This is a genomic window from Alteromonas sp. KUL150 (assembly GCF_009811475.1).
GTDB classification, from domain to species: Bacteria; Pseudomonadota; Gammaproteobacteria; order Enterobacterales; family Alteromonadaceae; genus Alteromonas; species Alteromonas gracilis.
In genome coordinates this window covers 1-18,302 of sequence record NZ_BLIJ01000055.1, presented here as the reverse complement: position 1 = coordinate 18,302, position 18,302 = coordinate 1, and the positions used below count along the sequence as shown (strand labels likewise).

17 protein-coding genes are annotated in these 18,302 nt (G+C 45.0%); 11 read left to right on the top strand and 6 right to left on the bottom strand.

From position 1 onward, the window contains the following. Positions 1-116: 116 nt before the first annotated feature. Positions 117-1,904: a DEAD/DEAH box helicase gene (locus tag GVO62_RS12905; protein WP_159119596.1), complete on the bottom strand. Its 1,788-nt coding sequence runs from the start codon at positions 1,902-1,904 to the stop codon at positions 117-119. Positions 1,905-2,209: 305 nt separating this feature from the next. Here GVO62_RS12905 and prsT point away from each other — a divergent pair, with 305 nt between their 5' ends. After that, positions 2,210-4,984 (top strand): XrtA/PEP-CTERM system TPR-repeat protein PrsT, encoded by a 2,775-nt coding sequence (gene prsT / locus GVO62_RS12900; RefSeq protein WP_159119595.1) that lies wholly within the window; start codon positions 2,210-2,212, stop codon positions 4,982-4,984. Between the two features lie 175 nt (positions 4,985-5,159). On the opposite strand, the gene GVO62_RS12895 is transcribed toward prsT, so the two are convergent. Beyond that, positions 5,160-5,999: an ion transporter gene (locus GVO62_RS12895; protein WP_159119594.1), complete on the bottom strand. Its 840-nt coding sequence runs from the start codon at positions 5,997-5,999 to the stop codon at positions 5,160-5,162. Between the two features lie 195 nt (positions 6,000-6,194). Between GVO62_RS12895 and GVO62_RS19360 the strand changes: the two genes are divergently transcribed. Beyond that, positions 6,195-6,347 (top strand): hypothetical protein, encoded by a 153-nt coding sequence (locus GVO62_RS19360; RefSeq protein ID WP_167390637.1) that lies wholly within the window; start codon positions 6,195-6,197, stop codon positions 6,345-6,347. Positions 6,348-6,489: 142 nt separating this feature from the next. On the opposite strand, the gene tolC is transcribed toward GVO62_RS19360, so the two are convergent. Continuing rightward, positions 6,490-7,878, bottom strand: coding sequence for an outer membrane channel protein TolC (gene tolC / locus GVO62_RS12890; RefSeq protein ID WP_159119593.1), 1,389 nt, complete (start codon positions 7,876-7,878; stop codon positions 6,490-6,492). 297 nt (positions 7,879-8,175) lie between these two features. On the opposite strand from tolC, the gene nudF reads away from it, so the two are divergent. From nudF to parE, 5 genes are all read left to right on the top strand, one after another. Next, entirely contained in the window at positions 8,176-8,802 is a 627-nt protein-coding gene (gene nudF, locus GVO62_RS12885; RefSeq protein WP_159119592.1) for an ADP-ribose diphosphatase, read from the top strand. Then, positions 8,799-9,239, top strand: a complete 441-nt coding sequence (locus GVO62_RS12880) for a DUF1249 domain-containing protein (RefSeq protein WP_159119591.1) — start codon at positions 8,799-8,801, stop codon at positions 9,237-9,239. Before nudF ends, GVO62_RS12880 begins: the two co-directional genes overlap by 4 nt. Beyond that, the gene (locus GVO62_RS12875; RefSeq protein WP_159119590.1) at positions 9,236-10,060 is read left to right on the top strand and encodes a metallophosphoesterase family protein; all 825 of its coding nucleotides are present in this window, start codon (positions 9,236-9,238) and stop codon (positions 10,058-10,060) included. The genes GVO62_RS12880 and GVO62_RS12875 overlap by 4 nt, the downstream gene beginning before the upstream one ends. Before the next feature lie 9 nt (positions 10,061-10,069). Beyond that, positions 10,070-10,651 carry a YqiA/YcfP family alpha/beta fold hydrolase gene (locus GVO62_RS12870; protein ID WP_159119589.1) on the top strand — a complete coding sequence of 194 codons (582 nt, stop codon included), beginning with the start codon at positions 10,070-10,072 and terminating at the stop codon, positions 10,649-10,651. A gap of 117 nt (positions 10,652-10,768) precedes the next feature. Continuing rightward, a complete protein-coding gene (parE, locus tag GVO62_RS12865) occupies positions 10,769-12,664 on the top strand; it encodes a DNA topoisomerase IV subunit B (RefSeq protein WP_159119588.1) in 1,896 nt (631 codons plus the stop codon). Between the two features lie 80 nt (positions 12,665-12,744). Here the strand turns inward: parE and GVO62_RS12860 are convergent, their stop codons facing one another. Then, positions 12,745-13,410, bottom strand: coding sequence for a hypothetical protein (locus GVO62_RS12860; protein WP_159119587.1), 666 nt, complete (start codon positions 13,408-13,410; stop codon positions 12,745-12,747). A 199-nt stretch (positions 13,411-13,609) separates the two neighbouring features. Here GVO62_RS12860 and GVO62_RS12855 point away from each other — a divergent pair, with 199 nt between their 5' ends. Together GVO62_RS12855 and GVO62_RS12850 are read left to right on the top strand one after the other, a co-directional pair. Further along, positions 13,610-14,311, top strand: a complete 702-nt coding sequence (locus GVO62_RS12855) for an HAD family hydrolase (protein WP_159119586.1) — start codon at positions 13,610-13,612, stop codon at positions 14,309-14,311. A 137-nt stretch (positions 14,312-14,448) separates the two neighbouring features. Next, positions 14,449-15,744, top strand: coding sequence for a hypothetical protein (locus GVO62_RS12850; RefSeq protein ID WP_159119585.1), 1,296 nt, complete (start codon positions 14,449-14,451; stop codon positions 15,742-15,744). Positions 15,745-15,836: 92 nt separating this feature from the next. Here GVO62_RS12850 and GVO62_RS12845 read toward each other — a convergent pair whose 3' ends face one another. Then, complete coding sequence (locus GVO62_RS12845) at positions 15,837-16,169, bottom strand: hypothetical protein (RefSeq protein WP_159119584.1); 333 nt, start codon at positions 16,167-16,169, stop codon at positions 15,837-15,839. 294 nt (positions 16,170-16,463) lie between these two features. Here GVO62_RS12845 and GVO62_RS12840 point away from each other — a divergent pair, with 294 nt between their 5' ends. Further along, entirely contained in the window at positions 16,464-16,655 is a 192-nt protein-coding gene (locus tag GVO62_RS12840; protein ID WP_105930787.1) for a hypothetical protein, read from the top strand. A gap of 1 nt (position 16,656) precedes the next feature. On the opposite strand, the gene epmB is transcribed toward GVO62_RS12840, so the two are convergent. Next, on the bottom strand, positions 16,657-17,682 hold the full coding sequence (epmB, locus tag GVO62_RS12835; protein ID WP_159119583.1) for an EF-P beta-lysylation protein EpmB: 1,026 nt from the start codon (positions 17,680-17,682) through the stop codon (positions 16,657-16,659). A 36-nt stretch (positions 17,683-17,718) separates the two neighbouring features. On the opposite strand from epmB, the gene efp reads away from it, so the two are divergent. Continuing rightward, positions 17,719-18,288 (top strand): elongation factor P, encoded by a 570-nt coding sequence (gene efp / locus GVO62_RS12830; RefSeq protein WP_159119582.1) that lies wholly within the window; start codon positions 17,719-17,721, stop codon positions 18,286-18,288. Positions 18,289-18,302: the final 14 nt, after the last annotated feature.

Genomic DNA, 18,302 nt, shown 5'->3' with positions numbered 1-18,302 from the left:
GCTTCAAATACAAAAAAAGAACTGACACTATTTTGCGCCAATTCTTTTTATTTAGAAAACAACGAAAACAGCCTTTATATTACTAATGGTTATATAAAGGCTTATAGTTTTGCTATTTAGTTCTTACGCTTGCGCTCACGGCTGCCGCGATCTTCACGATTACCACGAGGTGCTTTATCTGCACGACTTGGGCGTTCGCCACGTCCTTCACGTTTAGGTGGAGGCGTGTCAGACCATTCGCGGATATTTAGACGCTGACCTGCCACTCGCGTGCCCGAAAGGGTATCGCGTGTTTCTTTAGGCATACCGTCTGGAAGGTCTACAGTACTGAAATTATCATAAATCTCGATAGCACCAATGTGCTTAGAGTTGATATTCGCTTCATTCGCAATCGCGCCAACAATGTTACCTGGCTTAGCACCGTGAACATGGCCTACTTCGATGCGGAAGCGCTGCATACCTTCTTCTGGCTTGCGGTTTCCGCGTGGTACTTTCGGCTTTCTCTCGCGACCATCACGACCATCACGGCTGCCTCTTTCGCGGCTATCGCGAGGAGGCTTGCTGTTGATGTCTGGGCGATCAGTTTCTTTAAGAATTAACGGTTCGTCGCCTTGCGCAATTTTAAGCAAAGCAGCCATTAACACTTCAGGAGACGCTTCGTTTTCTGCTTTAATCATCTCAACGATAGGCATTAACGATTCAATGCTATCGTCTTGTGTTGCTTCGGTAACCGATTGCTTGAAGCGACTTAAGCGTGTTTCGTTGATTTCGCTAATTGAAGGAATTGGCATTGCTTCAATAGGCTGCTTAGTGGTTTTCTCAATAGAGAACAACAGGCGCTTTTCGCGATGAGAGATAAATAAGATGGCGTCACCTTGACGTCCAGCACGACCAGTACGACCGATGCGGTGAACGTAAGACTCACTATCATACGGGATATCATAGTTAATAACGTGGCTCACACGCTCAACGTCAAGACCACGAGCTACTACGTCAGTAGCAACAAGAATATCGATATTACCCTGCTTAAGCTTTTCAACCGTGCGCTCGCGAGCAGCCTGAGGAATATCACCGTTTAGCGGCTCTACATCGTAACCACGGGCTGACAGTTTATCTGCCAGTTCAACTGTAGCGGTTTTCGTACGCACGAAAATAATCATACCGTCAAACACTTCCACTTCCATGATGCGAGTCAACGCTTCAAGTTTGTGATGTGGCGCGATTTGACAGTAGCGCTGGCGAATAGTGCTTGCAGTACTTACCTTAGACGCAATTTTTACGTGCTTAGGATCTTTCAAGTAACGCTGGGTAATTTTCTTGATTGGGCCAGGCATGGTTGCAGAGAACAACGCGGTTTGGCGTTCTTCTGGCGCATGGCTAAGAATAAGCTCTACGTCATCAATAAAACCCATGCGAAGCATTTCGTCAGCTTCGTCAAGCACAAGATACTTAAGCTCGCTTAAGTCTAATGTTTTGCGCTTAATATGGTCAATAATACGTCCCGGTGTACCAACAACCACTTGTACGCCACGTTTTAGCTGACGAATTTGATTATCGTACGACTGGCCGCCGTATACTGGAAGTACTCTAATTTTTTGACTAAAGCTCGCATAAACCTGAAACGCCTCTGCAACCTGAATAGCTAGTTCACGAGTTGGGGCCAATACCAGTAATTGCGGCTTACTTTGCTCAGGATCGATATTTGCCAACATGGGCAGGGCAAACGCAGCGGTTTTTCCTGTCCCTGTCTGTGCCTGACCGAGTAAATCGTGACCTTTAAGAAGAAGAGGTATACTCTCTGCTTGAATAGGTGACGGTTTCTCATAGCCAACTTTTTCGAGGGCTTGTAAGATAGGTTCTGGTAAATTGAGGTCTTTAAATGTCATGTCGACAGTTGTTGTCATTAAGGGTCCTGGTGCATTAAGTAAGGAGGGTGCGGCATACGACTAAACCAAATTTAGCGGTTTATTATCGCAAGACGCTATACAGCGATGAACTGGCCATTCAGGCGAGTTTAAGAAGCGTATTTTTAGCGTATTTCGCGATATGCTTGCCAGCAGTGTTGCAAAAACCCGTATTATATTCGAATAATGGACAGGTTGCCACGAAATTGCACAAATTAGATGAAATAATAAGCAGTGTGATGGACCTTTTTTACAATAGTGCAGCGGTGTGACAATAAAAATTTGAGGAAGGGCAAGGAATTACAATGACAAAGTATAAAACAAATAAATTAATTAAACGCACAACGTTAGCAGTAATGCTATCCAGTGCACTTTTGTCAGGCTGTAGTGAAAAGTCTATGGAGAGCCATCTGGCTGACGCAAGAAATTACGCCTCTCAACAGCAACTTGACGCGGCGGTCGTTGAATACAAAAACGCCATTCAAAAAGTGCCTAATGCTGCCGAGCCGCGCTTCGAACTAGGTAAGCTGTATTTGCAGCAAAATAATTTTGCTGCGGCAGAGAAAGAGCTTAACAAGGCAATGGACCTGGGGCACCCAGTGAGTCAGGTCATTCCGCTTCTTTCTGTCGCGTATCAACAGTCGGGGGCAGAGAACGCCCTTTCTGAGGTGGACTACCGAGCAGAAGGCATGACAGCGGTGGAGTCAGCGGAAGTGGGGTTTTATAAGCTTCAGGCGCTAATGCAGCTAGGTAAAACAGAGGAAGCGCAGACACTCCTTGCCGATTTGTCTACCTTGGATACCAGCTCAGTATACAAAGGGCTTATTGATAGCTACGTCTTCGTTTTAGATAACGATATGGAAGGCGCCTTAGCTGCCACTGAGGCCTTGCGCGAACAAGCGCCAACAAATAAAGATGTGCTTCAGCAGCTCGCCAAGATATATCTTCAAAACGGTGAGCCTGAAAAAGCAGCCGAAGTTTACGGTGTTTATGTTAGTCAGTTTCCAGATGACGTGACCAGCAAGTTCGCCTATGCCGCGTTGTTAATAGAGATTAGAGATTTAGAAAAAGCAGCGCCTATTGTAAATGACTTGCTGATCCTTAACGAAAACCACCCATTGCTTAACACTTTTAAAGGCATTATCGAGTCGGCTAATGAAAATTATGCTAAAGCATTAGAACATTTAGAGATTGCTGTACAAAACGGTAGAAGCGATCAAGTTGTTCGCCTAGTGGCCGGTTTTAGTGCTTATCAAATTCAAGACTTCGAGGCTGCTCAGCGACACTTGACCATGGTTGCATCAAGTTTACCAGATAACCACCCCGGCCTTCGCATGCTGGCAGATAGTATGCTTCAGCTTGGTGAGAATGACGAAGCGCTAGAAGTTTTGGCTCGGGTAGAAGGTGAGCAGGGTATTGACGCTGCATTGTTCTCAAAAGCCAGCTACCAGTTGCTGAAAGACGGTAATGTGGTGGGCGCTAAACAAATGGTAGAAAAGTCTGAAGCAGTCAGCGCTACTGCTGAAGATTTATCTCGTCTTGGCGTGCTTCAATTATCACTGAACGATATTGACGGCTTGGTGAACCTTGAAGAGGCTGTAGAGAAAGCACCAGAGTCAGTGACATCACAAGCGACCTTGCTGCGGGCTTATATTGCAACGAATCAGCTAGATAAAGCAAAGGTTGCCGCAAAAGAATGGCATGAGCAGTCGCCAGAGACGGCGGCCCCGCTTATCTATCTCGGTAACATTGCTACTGCAGAGGGCGCTTATCAAGAGGCTGCCCAGTACCTCGATAAAGCAAGTGGTTTAAGCGACGCGGGTAACGAGGTGACGTACTCACGCGCTAATCTTCTTGTAGCCGAGGGGAAAAAAGAAAATGCTATTGCGTTTATTCGCGCTTTTATTGATAAGAACCCCGCAGATGTTCAGGCATTGGCGTTATGGTTTGCATTGGCAGCGGAAGTGGGGGATGGCAAAGCGGTTATCGCCCACACGCAAACACAATTTAGCAAGAACAAGAGCAATCTTAAGTTAAGGCTGCTACTGGCAAGAATGTACTCGATAAACGGTCAGCTTGATAACACAGTGTCACTGTTAGCGGATGTAGAGGGTGACGAATCGTCACCTCAGGTTTTTTGGAACTTAAAAGGCCAAACGCTTATAGCGACGAATAATGTAAAAGAGGCAACGGCCTTTTTTGACCGCTGGCTGTCCTTTTACCCACAAGACAAAAACGCGGTTCTAGGTAAACTATTAATTGTTGATTCACAGAAGCAATTTAAGCAAGGCTTAGCCCTTACCGATAAAGTGCTTGCGAAGCGACCCGATGCACAATTAACGCTGTTGAAAGCGTATTTCCATAGTCGTCTAGGTCAGGCAAAACCAGCTTGGGATATTATCAATAGCACGACCGATGATGTAAAAGCATTGCCATTTGTGAGAGGCATTATTGCGCGTTTGCATCTTATCGAGAAAGCGCCAGAGCAAGCAGTAGAACACGCTAAAGCGGCCTATGACGCAACGGCAAATTCAGACAATGCGCTGCTTTTAGTGGCTGCACTGGAAATGTCTGGTAAGAAAGAGCAGGCGTTTAGCTTTTTAGAGAAACATGTTGGTGCTCACAATAATGATGTGCAAAGCGCCATGCTGCTGGCTGAGCGTCAAATTCGCTCAGACCGAAAGGCGGCCATAGATACCTATGAACAGGTGTTGTCCAAAACACCGGACAACTTTGTGGTATTGAATAACTTAGCGTATTTAGCTTTTGAAGATGGCGAATTAAAACGGGCTGAGGAGCTCGCGAAAAAAGCCGTGTCATTACAGCGTGAAAACGCAGATGCTGTAGATACATTGGCGCAAATCTATATTGCTAAAGGTGATAAAGAGGCAGCGTTAGCGCTTTATGAGCAAGTTTCCGCAGGTCCTATCGCAAGCGATGAGGTTTATTTGAACCATGTAGACTTGTTACTTGCGCTCGATAAAAAGGCATTAGCGAAGCGTCGTCTAGCAAGCAGAGAATTTTCATCCGAAGCAGCAAAGCAAAGAGCGGAGAATATTAAACAGCAACACGGGCTTTAAAAGCTTTTAGAAGAGCGAAGCGGTTGGTTTCCTCTTCACATTACTCGTAAAAAAACAAAGGCCACATTCGTGGCCTTTGTTAAATGTGATGTCACGTGTTGCTTGTCTCTTTAAGGAAGGCTAAGGCAGTATAGATTGACATGCTACAGTGCGCCCGTTTTCGCAGAGCCCTTAACTAATCGCGCTTTGAATGCTGCGCCGACAATTGCATTTTAAGCTCGCGCAGCTCTTTCATTACATCGTGCAGTGTTGGCTCTACATGCCCTTGGGCAATTTGCTCTTCTAGCAATGCCGCTTCTTTTTCTGCCCGCGCTTTTTCATTTTCTCTTTCCATTACGTTTACCACAATGCCAATCACCATGTTTAGAAAGGCGAACGCCGTGAAGAAGATAAACGTGAGATAGAAAATCCAACTCAGCGAATATACTTCTTGGGTTTCATACATAACATCTGTCCAATCTTCGAAGGTCATGATCCTAAAGAGTGTAAGCATCGAGATGGTAATGTCTCCCCACAGCACTGGGTTAATGTTCTCAAATAGCGTGCTGCCCACTGCGGCGTATATGTAGAAGATAATAAACATTAACAGCATCACATAGCCTAGCTGAGGCAATGCTTTAACCAGTGAAACCAATAAAATCCGTAGCTCTGGGATGATTGAAATCATACGCAGCACACGGAAGACACGCACTAAGCGTGCTATCAACGCAAGCTCCGTATCATCTGCGGGTATCAAACTTATAATAACGATTAGCGTATCAAACCAGTTCCAAAAGCTTTTGAAAAAGTAGCGCTTACGCTTTTCGGCTAAAAAGCGAATGGTGAGTTCAGTTAAAAAGAAAGCGCTGATAAACCAATCTAGAAACAAGGTTACCGAAGCCATTGCCGAGGGAAGTTCATAGGTTTTTGCACCTACAAGCAGGGCGGAAATTACAATAACGCTTATAACAAAGGCTTCGAACCATTTATTGGCGCGGATCCGTTCAAATTTATTTTGAAGTTCAGAGGCTTGCATTTTTATTTATCACTCAAGGAAAAATCACTAAACCAACGGGCTTGCTGTAAGCCCGTTTGGCGTTATACTAAAGTTGCAGTTTGCACATTTAATGCGACATAAATGTTGGGGCAACACGCGCATTTTAAAACCGTTACCTGTGCATGTAATAAAAAATAGTCATTAAAAACGTAGGTGAAAATAAGGGGCACAATCATGGATGATGAATTACGTTTATTGCAAGCAAAATTACGCGCTGTGTCTACCCGTTTATCTACACCCATTTTAAGCAAACAAAACGCTCAGGCACTTTGCCATGAATACCGCGAGCTGTTGGGTGCTCTACAAAAGTTCACATCGCTAAAATAACGCTTTTGTTTAAGAGTCAATTTGACTCAGAGACTAATTTGACCAAGAGCCTAATTTGACTAAGAAATTAACGCGCATAAAAAAGGGCAGCCCATCGCTACCCTTTACATCGTCATTAAGGCTTTGTTAGTACCCTAATTTTTTATCCATTGCTATCGGTTTGTACCGGTTTAAGACCGCGGTTAACCATCGCCACATCTTCACCTGTCAATGTACCTGCCGCTTGCTTAAGCGTAATCACTGACTGAATAAAGTCGTAGCGAGCGCCCGCAAGGTTACGGCGTGCGTCAAACAAGTTACGGGTGCTGTCCAATACGTCAACAATAGTGCGTGTGCCTACATCAAAGCCTGCTTCTGTGGCTTTAAGTGCACTATCAGCGGAAACCACAGATTGTTCTAAAGCGCGAATAGTTGAGATAGACGCTTTCACATTATTAAACGAGCTGCGAACAGATTGTACTGTTTGACGATAGGTTTGCTCGGTAGCTTGGCTTTGCGCAACGTAATTATATTTGGCCCGCTGCGTTTGAGCACTTACGCTGCCGCCTTGATAAATTGGCACGTTCAGCGTAACACCTATCGACTGGCTGTCTAGATAAGGCGTGTCATATGCGACAGGCGCGCTCTGACCCGCATCGTTAATAAATTCCCCTTCAACTTCGTCTTTTGAGCGACCGTATCTACCCGATAAAGACAGCGTCGGCAAGTGCCCTGAACGCGCAATTGCAATGTCTTCTTTCGCAATGTCCATGGCTAAACGGTCAACAAGTAACGCTAAATTTTTATCTTCAGCGGTTTCTAACCAGCTTTCTACGGTTTCAGGCACCGGCATGGTTGCTGAGAAATTCTCTTTGTTAAGGCCATATAAGTTATCGTGGTACTTACCAGTAATAACCCGCAGTGCCTCAAGAGCAAATTCAAGTTCGTTTTTAGCCTGTATTTCCTGCGCCACAGTTCTATCAAAATTAGCCTGTGCTTCGTGTACGTCAGTAATCGCGGTTAAACCAACTTCAAAGCGCTGACGAGTTTGTTCTAATTGACGCTCGATAGCACGTTTCTCAGAGCCAACAAACTCTACGTTATCGCGAGCGCGAAGCACGTCAAAATATGCCGTTACTGTTCTTACAATAACGTCCTGCATGCTTGCGGCAAGCTGAGCGTCACTTTGCTCCGCAACCTTCTCAGCACGGTCTAAGTTTAGCCAGTTTGCATGGTCGTATAGTGACATAGATAGCGAAATGCCATAGTCCTTAGTGTCTACCGTGGTGTCGGTAGTGAAAATTGTATCTGGACCTAGCTGTTGAAAACGCTCAGATTCGGCATGGGTATAACCCACCGAGCCTGAAATTTGGGGGAGCAGGCTTGCACGGCTAAGACTAATTCCTTCAAACGCAGCATCACGTTGCGCTTTCGCTTGGTTTACCAATGGATCGTTCGCCAGTGCTTGTTGATATACCCGCATTAGGTCATCGGCCAAGGCACTAGTTGTCATCGATACTCCGATAACCAGCGACAGAAGTGTTCGTTTCATGCTTACGTCTTCCTGTTGTGTTCAAGTTGCGTCGTCGTGTTTTCGTTAAGACGACTAATTAAAACCAAGTGTATGAAAATTCAACCACAAACCGAAAGTACAAACTCGTAACAGTATTCGTTTAACTGTAACAGAATATGTGATCTACCCACGCAATTATTATAGTAATAGACGACTTGTAATATGACTTTTCTGCTATTCGATCACACCTAAATATTGCATTTACAACGCATATACATGGTTGGTGTGTAAATGTACTATGTATGATAAATCTATTTGAACCATAAGTGTCAGCAAATGAGCAAGGAATTCCTTTCATTTACCTCAAATGATGTAGAAATCACCGATATTAAGCCAGTGTATCGTGGTTTCTTTACGATGAATCAATATCAATTTAAACACAAGTGCTTCAATGGAGAATGGAGCGACACCGTCACCCGCGAAATTTTTGAGCGCGGTCATGCAGTGGGGGTACTACCTTACGATCCCATTCTCCAAGAGTTCGTACTGATCGAGCAGGTAAGGATTGGGGCGTTGGCCACATCTTCAAGTCCTTGGCTGATAGAAATTATCGCAGGCATGATAGATGAAGGGGAAACGCCCGAAAATGTGTGCCATAGAGAGTCAATGGAAGAAGCAGGCATTGAGCTTGATAACCTCACTAAAGCGCTCAGCTATTTATCCAGTCCTGGTGGCACGACAGAAAGATTACATATTTTTATAGCGAAAACGAACGCGGCGAAAGCGCACGGTATCCATGGCTTGGATACCGAGTCTGAAGATATTAAGGTGCATCGGGTTAAAGAGAATACCGCCCTTGAATGGTTGGAAAATGGCCATATTGACAACGCGGCGGCAATAATTGCGCTACAATGGTTTTTCATGCACAAAACTCAACTACTGGAGCAATGGCAGACATCGTGACTCAACGCAATCAACGAAAGTATGTACCTAATCTTCCGTCTATGCAGGCGCTTTGCGAACTGAATTACTCGTATGTTCTGAGGATTCTGCCTGACTGCGATACGGAAGATTTGAGCTACGAATTTTCGGTAGGGGTTGGTCTGTCTTATGAAATTCGCATTGTCGATTCTGCTCGTTATACCAGTACGATAAGCATTAAGCAGACCACCAAAGATATGCCGTCATACCTAACGCCCAGCATGACGGTGCGCTTATATCACGATGCGCGTATGGCTGAGGTTATAAACAGCCAAAATACAGGTGCACTCGAGCCATCTTATGATTATCCAAATTTAAAAATGCGTCAGCGCAACGAAAAGCACATGGTTAATATCTTCTTGGCAGAATGGCTAAATTTTTGTTTGCAGCATGCATCAAACGTTACTTCTGAAGCGTGATTACCCTTTTACAGTTAAGTGATTGCCACTTACTTAAAGATAAAGAAAAAGCAGGTTATGCAGGCATTGCACCGTATCACTCGCTAGCGCGTGTGCTTCAAAATGCGGTAAGTCCTTATATCAAACGAAGTATGGATGATGGGAATGTCAGTCAGCCTCTACGAGATAACGAGCGTAAAGTAATCATGCTCGTTACTGGCGACATTAGCGGTGACAACTCTTTAGAAAGCTATCGGCACTTTGCTGCGCTAATGGACCACTACTTAGTGGATGCAGATATAGAATGGTATGTACTGGCGGGTAATCACGACAACAATCCACATTTTGAAGCGGTGTTGAGTGAGCGGACGCTTAAAAGCGATAAACCGATAGTTTGCCAGCGCTGGCATATTCACGGCCTGGATACTCGCTCATCAAGTGATATTTATACAGCGGCAGGAGAATTAAAAAGTGAGGACGTTTGTGCGCTTGAACAAGCGTTAGTGAGTGCCCCTAGGAATAACCATCTTGTTGCATTGCATCACCATGTGCTTCCGTCAAATAGTTGGATGGATAAGCACTATTTGGATAATGCGTCTAAAGTTGTGGCACTATCTGAGCAATATTCACAAATTAAAGCGTTAATTCATGGCCATGTACATTCGCCGTTACGCCAAACAATAGGTTCAGACAATATCCCTTCTTACGGCAGTCCCTCTACATGTTGGCAGTGGAAGATGCAGGTAGAATTTGGTGTAAGCGACGAGGCACCGGGTTATCAGGTGATAGAGCTTTGCGATGATGGTGCAGTGAATGTTACGGTTAAACGGGTTGAAAAATAAGAGACAACAATGCAGCATATTTTATACCTTCACGGCTTTTTGAGTTCCCCAAAATCAATTAAAGCGCAGGCCACGAAAGCTTATTTCGAAAAGCATCATTCTGATGTCACATTGCATATTCCAGAGCTATCTAACTTTCCAAGCAAGGTTGAAAGCCAACTTCTTGCGCTTATTGAAAGTACTCCCGCCCTCTTAGAAGATGGGCTTAAACTGATAGGCAGTTCCATGGGCGGTTACCTCTCTACATTTTTGTTAGAGAAGTTTGGTGGCAAAGCGGTATTGATAAACCCGGCTGTTCGTCCTTATGAATTACTGCAAAGCTTTATTGGCGAACATGAAAACCCATACAGTAAAGAAAAATTTGAAATCGTCGCGAGTGATATGGACGTGATAAAAGCGTTGGAAGCCTCGTCACTGAGCGCGCCAGAGCGCTACAAAGTATTGCTTCAAACAGAGGATGAAACTCTTGATTATCGTCTTGCTGAAGAAAAGTATGCGCAAAGCCAGCTTGTCATTGAGCAAGGCGGTGACCACAGCTTTGTAGGCTACGAAAATCACTTACCTGCTATCGCTCAATTTTTGCTAAACTAAGCGCATTGCCAGGCTCATCGAGCCCTGCTAACATCAAACAAACACAGTGCAGTACTGTGGTTAATACCAGTGCTGTTTACTTCCTTTTCGTCGCTGGCTTAAATAATAACCATAACTATGTCAAATCAATACAATTCAGATGCTATCGAGGTTTTAAACGGCCTTGACCCCGTAAAGCGCCGCCCTGGTATGTATACCGACACCACCCGACCGAATCATTTAGGTCAGGAAGTCATCGATAACAGTGTGGATGAAGCGTTAGCCGGACATGCGTCTAACATTAAAGTTATTTTGCATGAAGACCAATCGTTAGAAGTTATTGATGACGGTCGCGGTATGCCTGTAGATATCCACCCTGAAGAGGGAATATCGGGCGTAGAGCTTATTCTCTGTAAGCTTCATGCAGGTGGTAAGTTTTCAAATAAAAACTATGCGTTTTCTGGTGGTTTGCACGGGGTGGGTATCTCGGTTGTAAATGCGCTTTCAACGCGCGTTGAAGTGACTATCAGACGCGATAGTAATGTATATCAAATTGCGTTTGAAAGCGGCGATAAAGTAGAAGATTTGCAGGTTATTGATACCTGTGGCAAGCGAAATACGGGAACCCGGGTTCACTTTTGGCCCGATCCCCAGTATTTCGACTCAGCCAAGTTCTCTGTTAGCCGCTTAATTCATAATTTACGTGCAAAAGCGGTTCTTAGCCCTGGTCTTCGTATTCGTTTTGACAATAAAATTTCGAAAGAAAGCCAAGAGTGGTATTACGAAGACGGGTTAAAAGACTATTTATACCAAGCGGTAGAAGAGTTTGAGACACTGCCGTCTGATGCACCTTTTGTCGGCACGTTTAGCGGTAACACAGAAGCGGCAGATTGGGCGGTAATGTGGTTGCCCGAGGGCGGCGATTTGGTGACAGAAAGCTATGTGAACCTTATCCCCACTGCGCAAGGCGGTACGCACGTTAATGGTCTTCGACAGGGATTATTAGAATCAATGCGGGAGTTTTGTGAATTCAGAAACCTCATGCCCCGTGGTGTTAAGTTATCTCCCGACGACATCTGGGATCGCTGCGCCTACATTCTATCAACCAAAATGCAGGACCCACAGTTTGCCGGGCAAACCAAAGAACGCCTATCTTCGCGCCAAGCCAGCGCGTTTGTATCGGGTGTGGTGAAAGACGCCTTCAGCCTTTGGCTAAACCAGCACACAGAAATTGCTGAAGCGCTTGCTGATATGTGTATCAACAATGCACAACGACGTCTGCGCCAAACCAAAAAAGTAGCCCGCAAAAAAGTAACGCAAGGCCCAGCTTTACCCGGAAAGCTTACCGATTGCTCTTCGCAAGACATCTCTTACTCTGAACTTTTCTTAGTGGAAGGGGACTCGGCGGGTGGCTCGGCCAAACAGGCTCGTGACAGAGAGTTTCAGGCAATTATGCCGCTGCGTGGAAAAATATTGAACAGCTGGGAAGTCGACTCCTCTCAGGTATTGGCATCTCAGGAGATTCACGACATTTCGGTGGCATTGGGCATTGACCCTGACTCAACCGATTTGTCGGGTTTACGCTACGGTAAAATTTGTATACTAGCGGATGCTGACTCCGATGGGCTACACATTGCGACCTTGCTTTGTGCGCTTTTTGTACGTCATTTTAGAACTTTGGTTGATGCAGGGCACGTGTATGTTGCTATGCCGCCACTATTTAGAATAGACGTGGGCAAAGACGTTTACTACGCGCTAGATGAAGGTGAAAAACAGGGCATCTTGGATCGTATTGAAGCTGAGAAAAAGCGCGGTAAAGTGAACGTGCAGCGTTTTAAAGGCTTGGGCGAGATGAACCCGTTACAGCTTCGTGAAACGACAATGGACCCTAACACGCGCCGTCTCGTTCAGCTTACCATTGAAGATGCAGAAGAAATGATGGAGTTGATGGATATGCTGCTTGCCAAGAAGCGTTCTGGTGACCGAAAAATTTGGCTGGAAAGCAAAGGAAATATGGCAGAAGTGGTGCTGTAATAAGCCGCTCTAGCATATGCCTTCCGTAACTTGCAGATAAAGCCTAGCTAGCAATAAAGCAAAAGTGAAACGCCAAGACACTATCCTGATAAAGGGAGTGCTTGGCGTTTTAATTTGTACATCTTCAATAAGATACTTCCGCGCATAATAACACTTGTTCCATTTAAGATAAGTAGCGGCCAGCTTTGGCTCAGTGGCATTGTTAGACCAAACAACAAAGTGCTAACGTCTTTAATAAGAATATTCTTGAAAAGCGAGAGTGACAGCGAGCCTACTTTTTGTCGTCGTTGTAAAACCAACCATTGATGCAGTGAGCCTTGAAACAGAACAACGGTGACCGCAAGCATCAGGGTATTCGCTCCTAATTGTGCCAACGCCGGAAAGGGGCGAAATGCGATTGATAGTGTACCGCCAATAAGTGCAAACAATGCAAGCGCGGTAACAGCGGCACAAATGCGTGTACGCCTGTGCTCCCAAATTTTCCAAATAATGATGAGTGTAAGGATAAGCGCACCAAAACGCGTCCACACGAGATAGTGGTTGAAAGGCTCAACAGAGATACCAAACAAGAAAATTGAAAAAAACGCGAAGTAGCTAGAACCAAATTGGTTAAGGGAAAGACTGTGATTAGCGTCATTATCGACCACAATTTGGCTTCGTGCAATGGCTTTTATTTGTGACCACAGCCCTAACCACGTAAGTAAAAATAGCGCAGCACTCGCAAAACCCAAGATGTGGTAAAGCACTTTGATAGCTCCACTTTAAGATATTGATAATATTGAAGTGTGAATAGTGTATCACAGCGAAACGATGGCGAGACGAGAAGAAAACGCACTATGAATTCAGGGTAGCTTGAAGCCATCAAATTTCCAATTGGCCCAGTACCTGCTTCCCCTCAAATAAGGTTTCGAAAATAGCGCAAATTCATTAGCAAGGAGGATTATTTTGACATTGTACCCAGTTACTTCATCATCACTACATCGGGCAGTTGGTAACGAAACCACAACGCTTCTTTTTGATCACGACGGTACACTTATTGATTCGGAGACCGTACATTACGACCTGTGGAAGGACATTTTGCATGAGTATAGAGTGGAACTTAGTGAAGATTTTTATTGCGAAGTAATGGCAGGTATCCCTGTTAAGCAAAACGCAGTTGATTTGGTGGAGCACTTTCAACTCGACGTTGCGCCTGCCGTGTTAGCTGATAAAAAGCACAAGAGTATTAGCGACTACTTAGATAGGCAAGCATTTCCCCTCATGCCTTTTGCTAAAGAAACCCTTAGTACGTGCTTCAAAAATGGCTATACCATCGGCATCGTAACAGGAGGAAGCAAGAAGTCTGTCGAAAAGACGCTGTCGCAATATGAGTTAGGCGGCTATGTATCTTGTGTGGTCGCTGTGGAAGATGTAGAAAATAGCAAACCTGCTCCTGACTGCTATGAACTCGCTATGGCTAAATTAAACAAGTCGCCAAGCGAGTGCGTTGCTATTGAAGATACGCAGACGGGGATGAATGCGGCAGTCTCTGCGGGCTTAGCTTGTGTGGTAGTCCCAACTGCTTTATCAAAGCACCACGACTTTACAAGCGCTACCGTTAAATACACTAGCTTAAATGAATGGGTAAAAAGGGAATTTGGCCGCTAACGCATTGCTAACCAAGCTCTATGACTTGTCAGGCCACTTAAGCTCACGTCGTAGTGGCGGGCGAATAGATAACATAGTATAAACAGTGCCTTGACTAGGGCTTATCTAAATAATTTCACGGGTAAAGCAGCAGTATCATGATTTTGCGTAGCGTAAAATGGCTTTTTATTATCATTGCCGTTATTCTCCTCCTGCTTCTCGCGGGTGCAACAGCGGTTGCCATTATGGCGGTTCAAAAGGCGCCGCTGGTGGCATCAACTGCGACGACGCAACTTGATGGCGCTGACAGTGTGAACGAATTATTAGGTCAGCTTCAGCGGGCGTTTTCGCGGCGCGAGGAAGGCCATCAGGTAACGCTAACTGAAACTCAGGTCGAGAGTCTAGTCGGCGTTCTACAGCGTGCGTTGCCTGACTTTAAAGGTGTGGTAAATATTAGCCCTATCGGAGGGACTATTAACCTAACCTACGCCATTCAGGATACGGGCTATTTTGTGAATGCCTCGGCGCTCGTACTGCCGGGCAACAGTTTGCGTATTGAACAGGTAAAAATCGGCGATTTGACAATACCGGGTCGCTATCTACTTCGCTTCCTTGAACGTACCGTTAATTCTTATACCGATTCGGAAATCGCTACAATCGCGTTATCGCGTGTTGAAAGGGTTACTATGAAAAGCGGTGAGCTTACCCTAGATGTGGGGCGATTAGATGCTCTGTTGACCGAGTTAAACGTAGTGGCATCGAATATGTCAGTTGACGAGGAAAGCGAACTTCAGCGCTTGTCCGCCTACTATTTGCGCTATCTTTCTGGAAGAGAAATCGCGCTCTCAACCGAACCTGTCTCTCTTATTGAATATTTACGTGAGGGAATGGCGAGAGCGCGAGAGCAAAGTGAAACACCTCAAGATGCGGTACTACACAACAAAGCGGTTATTTTAGCGCTTGCTGTTTACGTAGGGCATCATCGCGTTGGAACCTTGGTGGGAGATATACAGCCCAACGCTGAAAAAGCGTTAAAGCCGCGCAGAGGCGCAGTACTTCACAACCGTAATGACTTAGCCCGACACTTTATTATTTCAGCGGCGTTAGAACTTCTGTCTGAAGAAGGTATGTCGTTAGCTATTGGGGAGTTCAAAGAGCTTATGGACCGCGGCAATGGCGGGTCAGGTTATAGTTTTGTTGATTTGGCAGCAGATATGTCAGGTAATGAGTTTGCGCAGGTGGCAACCGAGATTAGCACCGCTGTCGATGTGCAAAATGCGATGGCGCGGATTCAAAGCGAATTAGAAATAATTCCTGCTATTGAGGGGTTTCCAGAAGGGTTGAGTAAGCAAGCTTTCATAGAACAGTATGAAAGGGTAGACAGCATTGCTTATCTTAAAGAGGTAGAAGAAATAAAGCGCAGAATTAATTTGCTGCCCCTTTATCAACGATAAATTATCTATGCGGATTAATGGTATAAAATGATGAATATTTGAAAAAAAGCCCGCTGTTAAAGCGGGCTTTCTTTTTTTTTGATGTGCTATGTTTAGTTCTTTGAAAGCGACTGTTGAAATTGAGCGATAGTCACCAGAGCTAGCTCTATTTTTTTCACGAGTGGCGCTAATGCCTGTTTAGCTTCATCGTCATTGAGTTCTTTGATCGATTGCCAGTCATTCGCGATTTCTTGTACATAAGGACCGAAGCGTTTAGCTGACGTGGTAAACCCGCTGTCATCCGCAAACACAGCTGCAAATTTGCCTTTTTGATCGCGCTGCAAATTATCTAAAATTTGGTCGGCATCAACGGCTTTGCGGTGTAGCGTTTGAAGTGTTTCCTGAAGTTGTTGATGGACAGCCTGCATCTCTTGGCTTTGTTGCATGGTTACGCCTTTTGTTTCTTTGTGTCGTAAGTGTACATCTTGAAGTACGTTCGCTGTAGCTGAACGCTACCCATGACCTTAGTTAAAGCCATGATAATGCCTTACGGTAAATAATGGTTAAAGTTTAATCTTTTAAGGTCGATAACCTAAAAAGTGTTGTTGTATTTGCAGCGGTAGTTAATAAAGCCAGTTAAGGTTTACTAACGCCACTGATTGCTAAATACCCAACATGTCGTAAGGGTGGGCAATTTTGCCCATTTTTTTACTTTGCTACAAGCAACAAAGGAAAATGGTATGGATCTACAAGGTACTAGTGCCTCTGGAGCGTCCGGTGCGTCACTTGAGTTGGCCTCTCTTAAGTTGGCAAAAAGCCAGCAAGAGCAAGAGGGTAAAGCGTCGCTTCAGCTGCTGGAATCAGCCGCTGACGTACCAAAAGCGTCATCTTCAAACCCCGCGTTAGGCGCCAACATCGATACCTACGCGTAAGTTACGGATGCAAATGTAAGTCGATAGGCGTTTTGCCGGGTTGACCGCCAATTTCTCTTACCAGTTTTGGCACTAAGAAACCCGGCAGACGCTTTATCGCTTCTTCCATAATATTGCGGCCATCGTCATCGCTTACATAGAAGTGACTCGCGCCTTGCACCTTGTCGAGCACGTGAAGGTAGTATGGCAACACGCCTGCATCAAAAAGCGCTTCGCTTAAATCACTAATCGCGTCGCCAGAGTCGTTGACCCCTTTCAATAATACAGATTGATTAAGTAACGTTACCCCGTTTTTCCGCAGTGTATTCAAGCCCTTTTTGAGTGAATCTGACATTTCATTGGCATGGTTTGCATGCAGCACTAACACTTTTTGCAGTGGTAGCGCGGTAAACCATTTAATGAATTCCTCGCTAATTCTTTCTGGTAGCACTACAGGTAAACGGCTGTGAATACGCAAGCGTTTTATGTGGTTGATTGTCGCTATTTCGTTGGCTAGCCATGCCAAGTGCTCATCTTTTGCCATAAGCGGATCGCCACCAGAAAAGATTACTTCGTTGATATTACTGTTGCTGCGAAGGTAATCGAGAACCTCAACCCATTGGTGCTTACTTACTGCATTGTCGGCGTAAGGGAAGTGGCGGCGGAAACAGTAACGGCAGTTCACAGCGCATCCAGTTCGAACCATTAACAACACGCGAGAATCATATTTGTGCAAAATACCCTTACCCGCAGTGTCATGCTCTTCTAGCGGATCTTCGCTGTAGCCTGGCGAGGTCAAGAACTCGTCGTTTAGCGGCATCACTTGCAAAAACAAAGGGTCGCTAGGGTTTCCTTTTTCCATTAAATCAGCGAAGTGACGCGGAACACGCATAGGAAAAAGTCGACGAGCTTTGATGTGCTGGGCATATTTTTCTGGGTCTAAACCTAAGTGTTGTAATAGCTTTACTGGGTCGGTAAAGCTAAGGGCTAATTCTTTTTGCCAGTTATGCTCTACAGAAATCGCTTTTTTAGGTATTATTTGTTCCACGAAACTTTTTGTACCTTATGTTTAGACAGAGGAATTATGGCTTATTACAGCACTAACGAGTTCAAAGGCGGCCTGAAAATCATGCTGGACGGCGAACCTTGCAACATTTTAGAAAACGAATACGTAAAGCCGGGTAAGGGCCAAGCGTTTAACCGCGTTAAAATCCGCAAGCTTATTTCAGGTAAAGTTTTAGAAAAAACTTTCCGCTCAGGTGAATCGGTAGAAGGCGCTGACGTAATGGATACGGAGCTTGCCTACCTTTACACCGACGGCGAATTCTACCACTTTATGAACAACGATACATTCGAACAAATCGCAGCGGATGAAAAAGCGGTAGGTGAGAATAAGAAGTGGCTAGTAGAAAACGACGTTTGTACTATCACGCTGTGGAATGGGTCACCTATCACAGTAACGCCGCCAAACTTTGTTGAGCTAGAAATCACAGAAACCGATCCTGGCCTAAAAGGTGATACAGCGGGCACAGGCGGTAAGCCAGCAACGCTTACTACCGGTGCGGTGGTACGTGTTCCTCTGTTTGTTCAAACAGGTGAAGTTATCCGTGTAGATACGCGCTCTGGCGAATACGTGTCTCGCGCACAAAAATAATATCTTATACCAGT

Excerpts from the sequence above, each read along its gene's own strand:
- efp (WP_159119582.1), top strand. The coding sequence starts at position 17,719 with ATGGCTTATTACAGCACTAACGAGTTCAAAGGCGGCCTGAAAATCATG.
- GVO62_RS12905 (WP_159119596.1), bottom strand. The coding sequence starts at position 1,904 with ATGACAACAACTGTCGACATGACATTTAAAGACCTCAATTTACCAGAA.
- GVO62_RS12895 (WP_159119594.1), bottom strand. The coding sequence starts at position 5,999 with ATGCAAGCCTCTGAACTTCAAAATAAATTTGAACGGATCCGCGCCAAT.
- GVO62_RS12845 (WP_159119584.1), bottom strand. The coding sequence starts at position 16,169 with ATGCAACAAAGCCAAGAGATGCAGGCTGTCCATCAACAACTTCAGGAA.
- tolC (WP_159119593.1), bottom strand. The coding sequence starts at position 7,878 with ATGAAACGAACACTTCTGTCGCTGGTTATCGGAGTATCGATGACAACT.
- prsT (WP_159119595.1), top strand. The coding sequence starts at position 2,210 with ATGACAAAGTATAAAACAAATAAATTAATTAAACGCACAACGTTAGCA.
- GVO62_RS12870 (WP_159119589.1), top strand. The coding sequence starts at position 10,070 with ATGCAGCATATTTTATACCTTCACGGCTTTTTGAGTTCCCCAAAATCA.
- parE (WP_159119588.1), top strand. The coding sequence starts at position 10,769 with ATGTCAAATCAATACAATTCAGATGCTATCGAGGTTTTAAACGGCCTT.
- GVO62_RS12840 (WP_105930787.1), top strand. The coding sequence starts at position 16,464 with ATGGATCTACAAGGTACTAGTGCCTCTGGAGCGTCCGGTGCGTCACTT.
- nudF (WP_159119592.1), top strand. The coding sequence starts at position 8,176 with ATGAGCAAGGAATTCCTTTCATTTACCTCAAATGATGTAGAAATCACC.
- GVO62_RS12850 (WP_159119585.1), top strand. The coding sequence starts at position 14,449 with ATGATTTTGCGTAGCGTAAAATGGCTTTTTATTATCATTGCCGTTATT.
- GVO62_RS19360 (WP_167390637.1), top strand. The coding sequence starts at position 6,195 with ATGGATGATGAATTACGTTTATTGCAAGCAAAATTACGCGCTGTGTCT.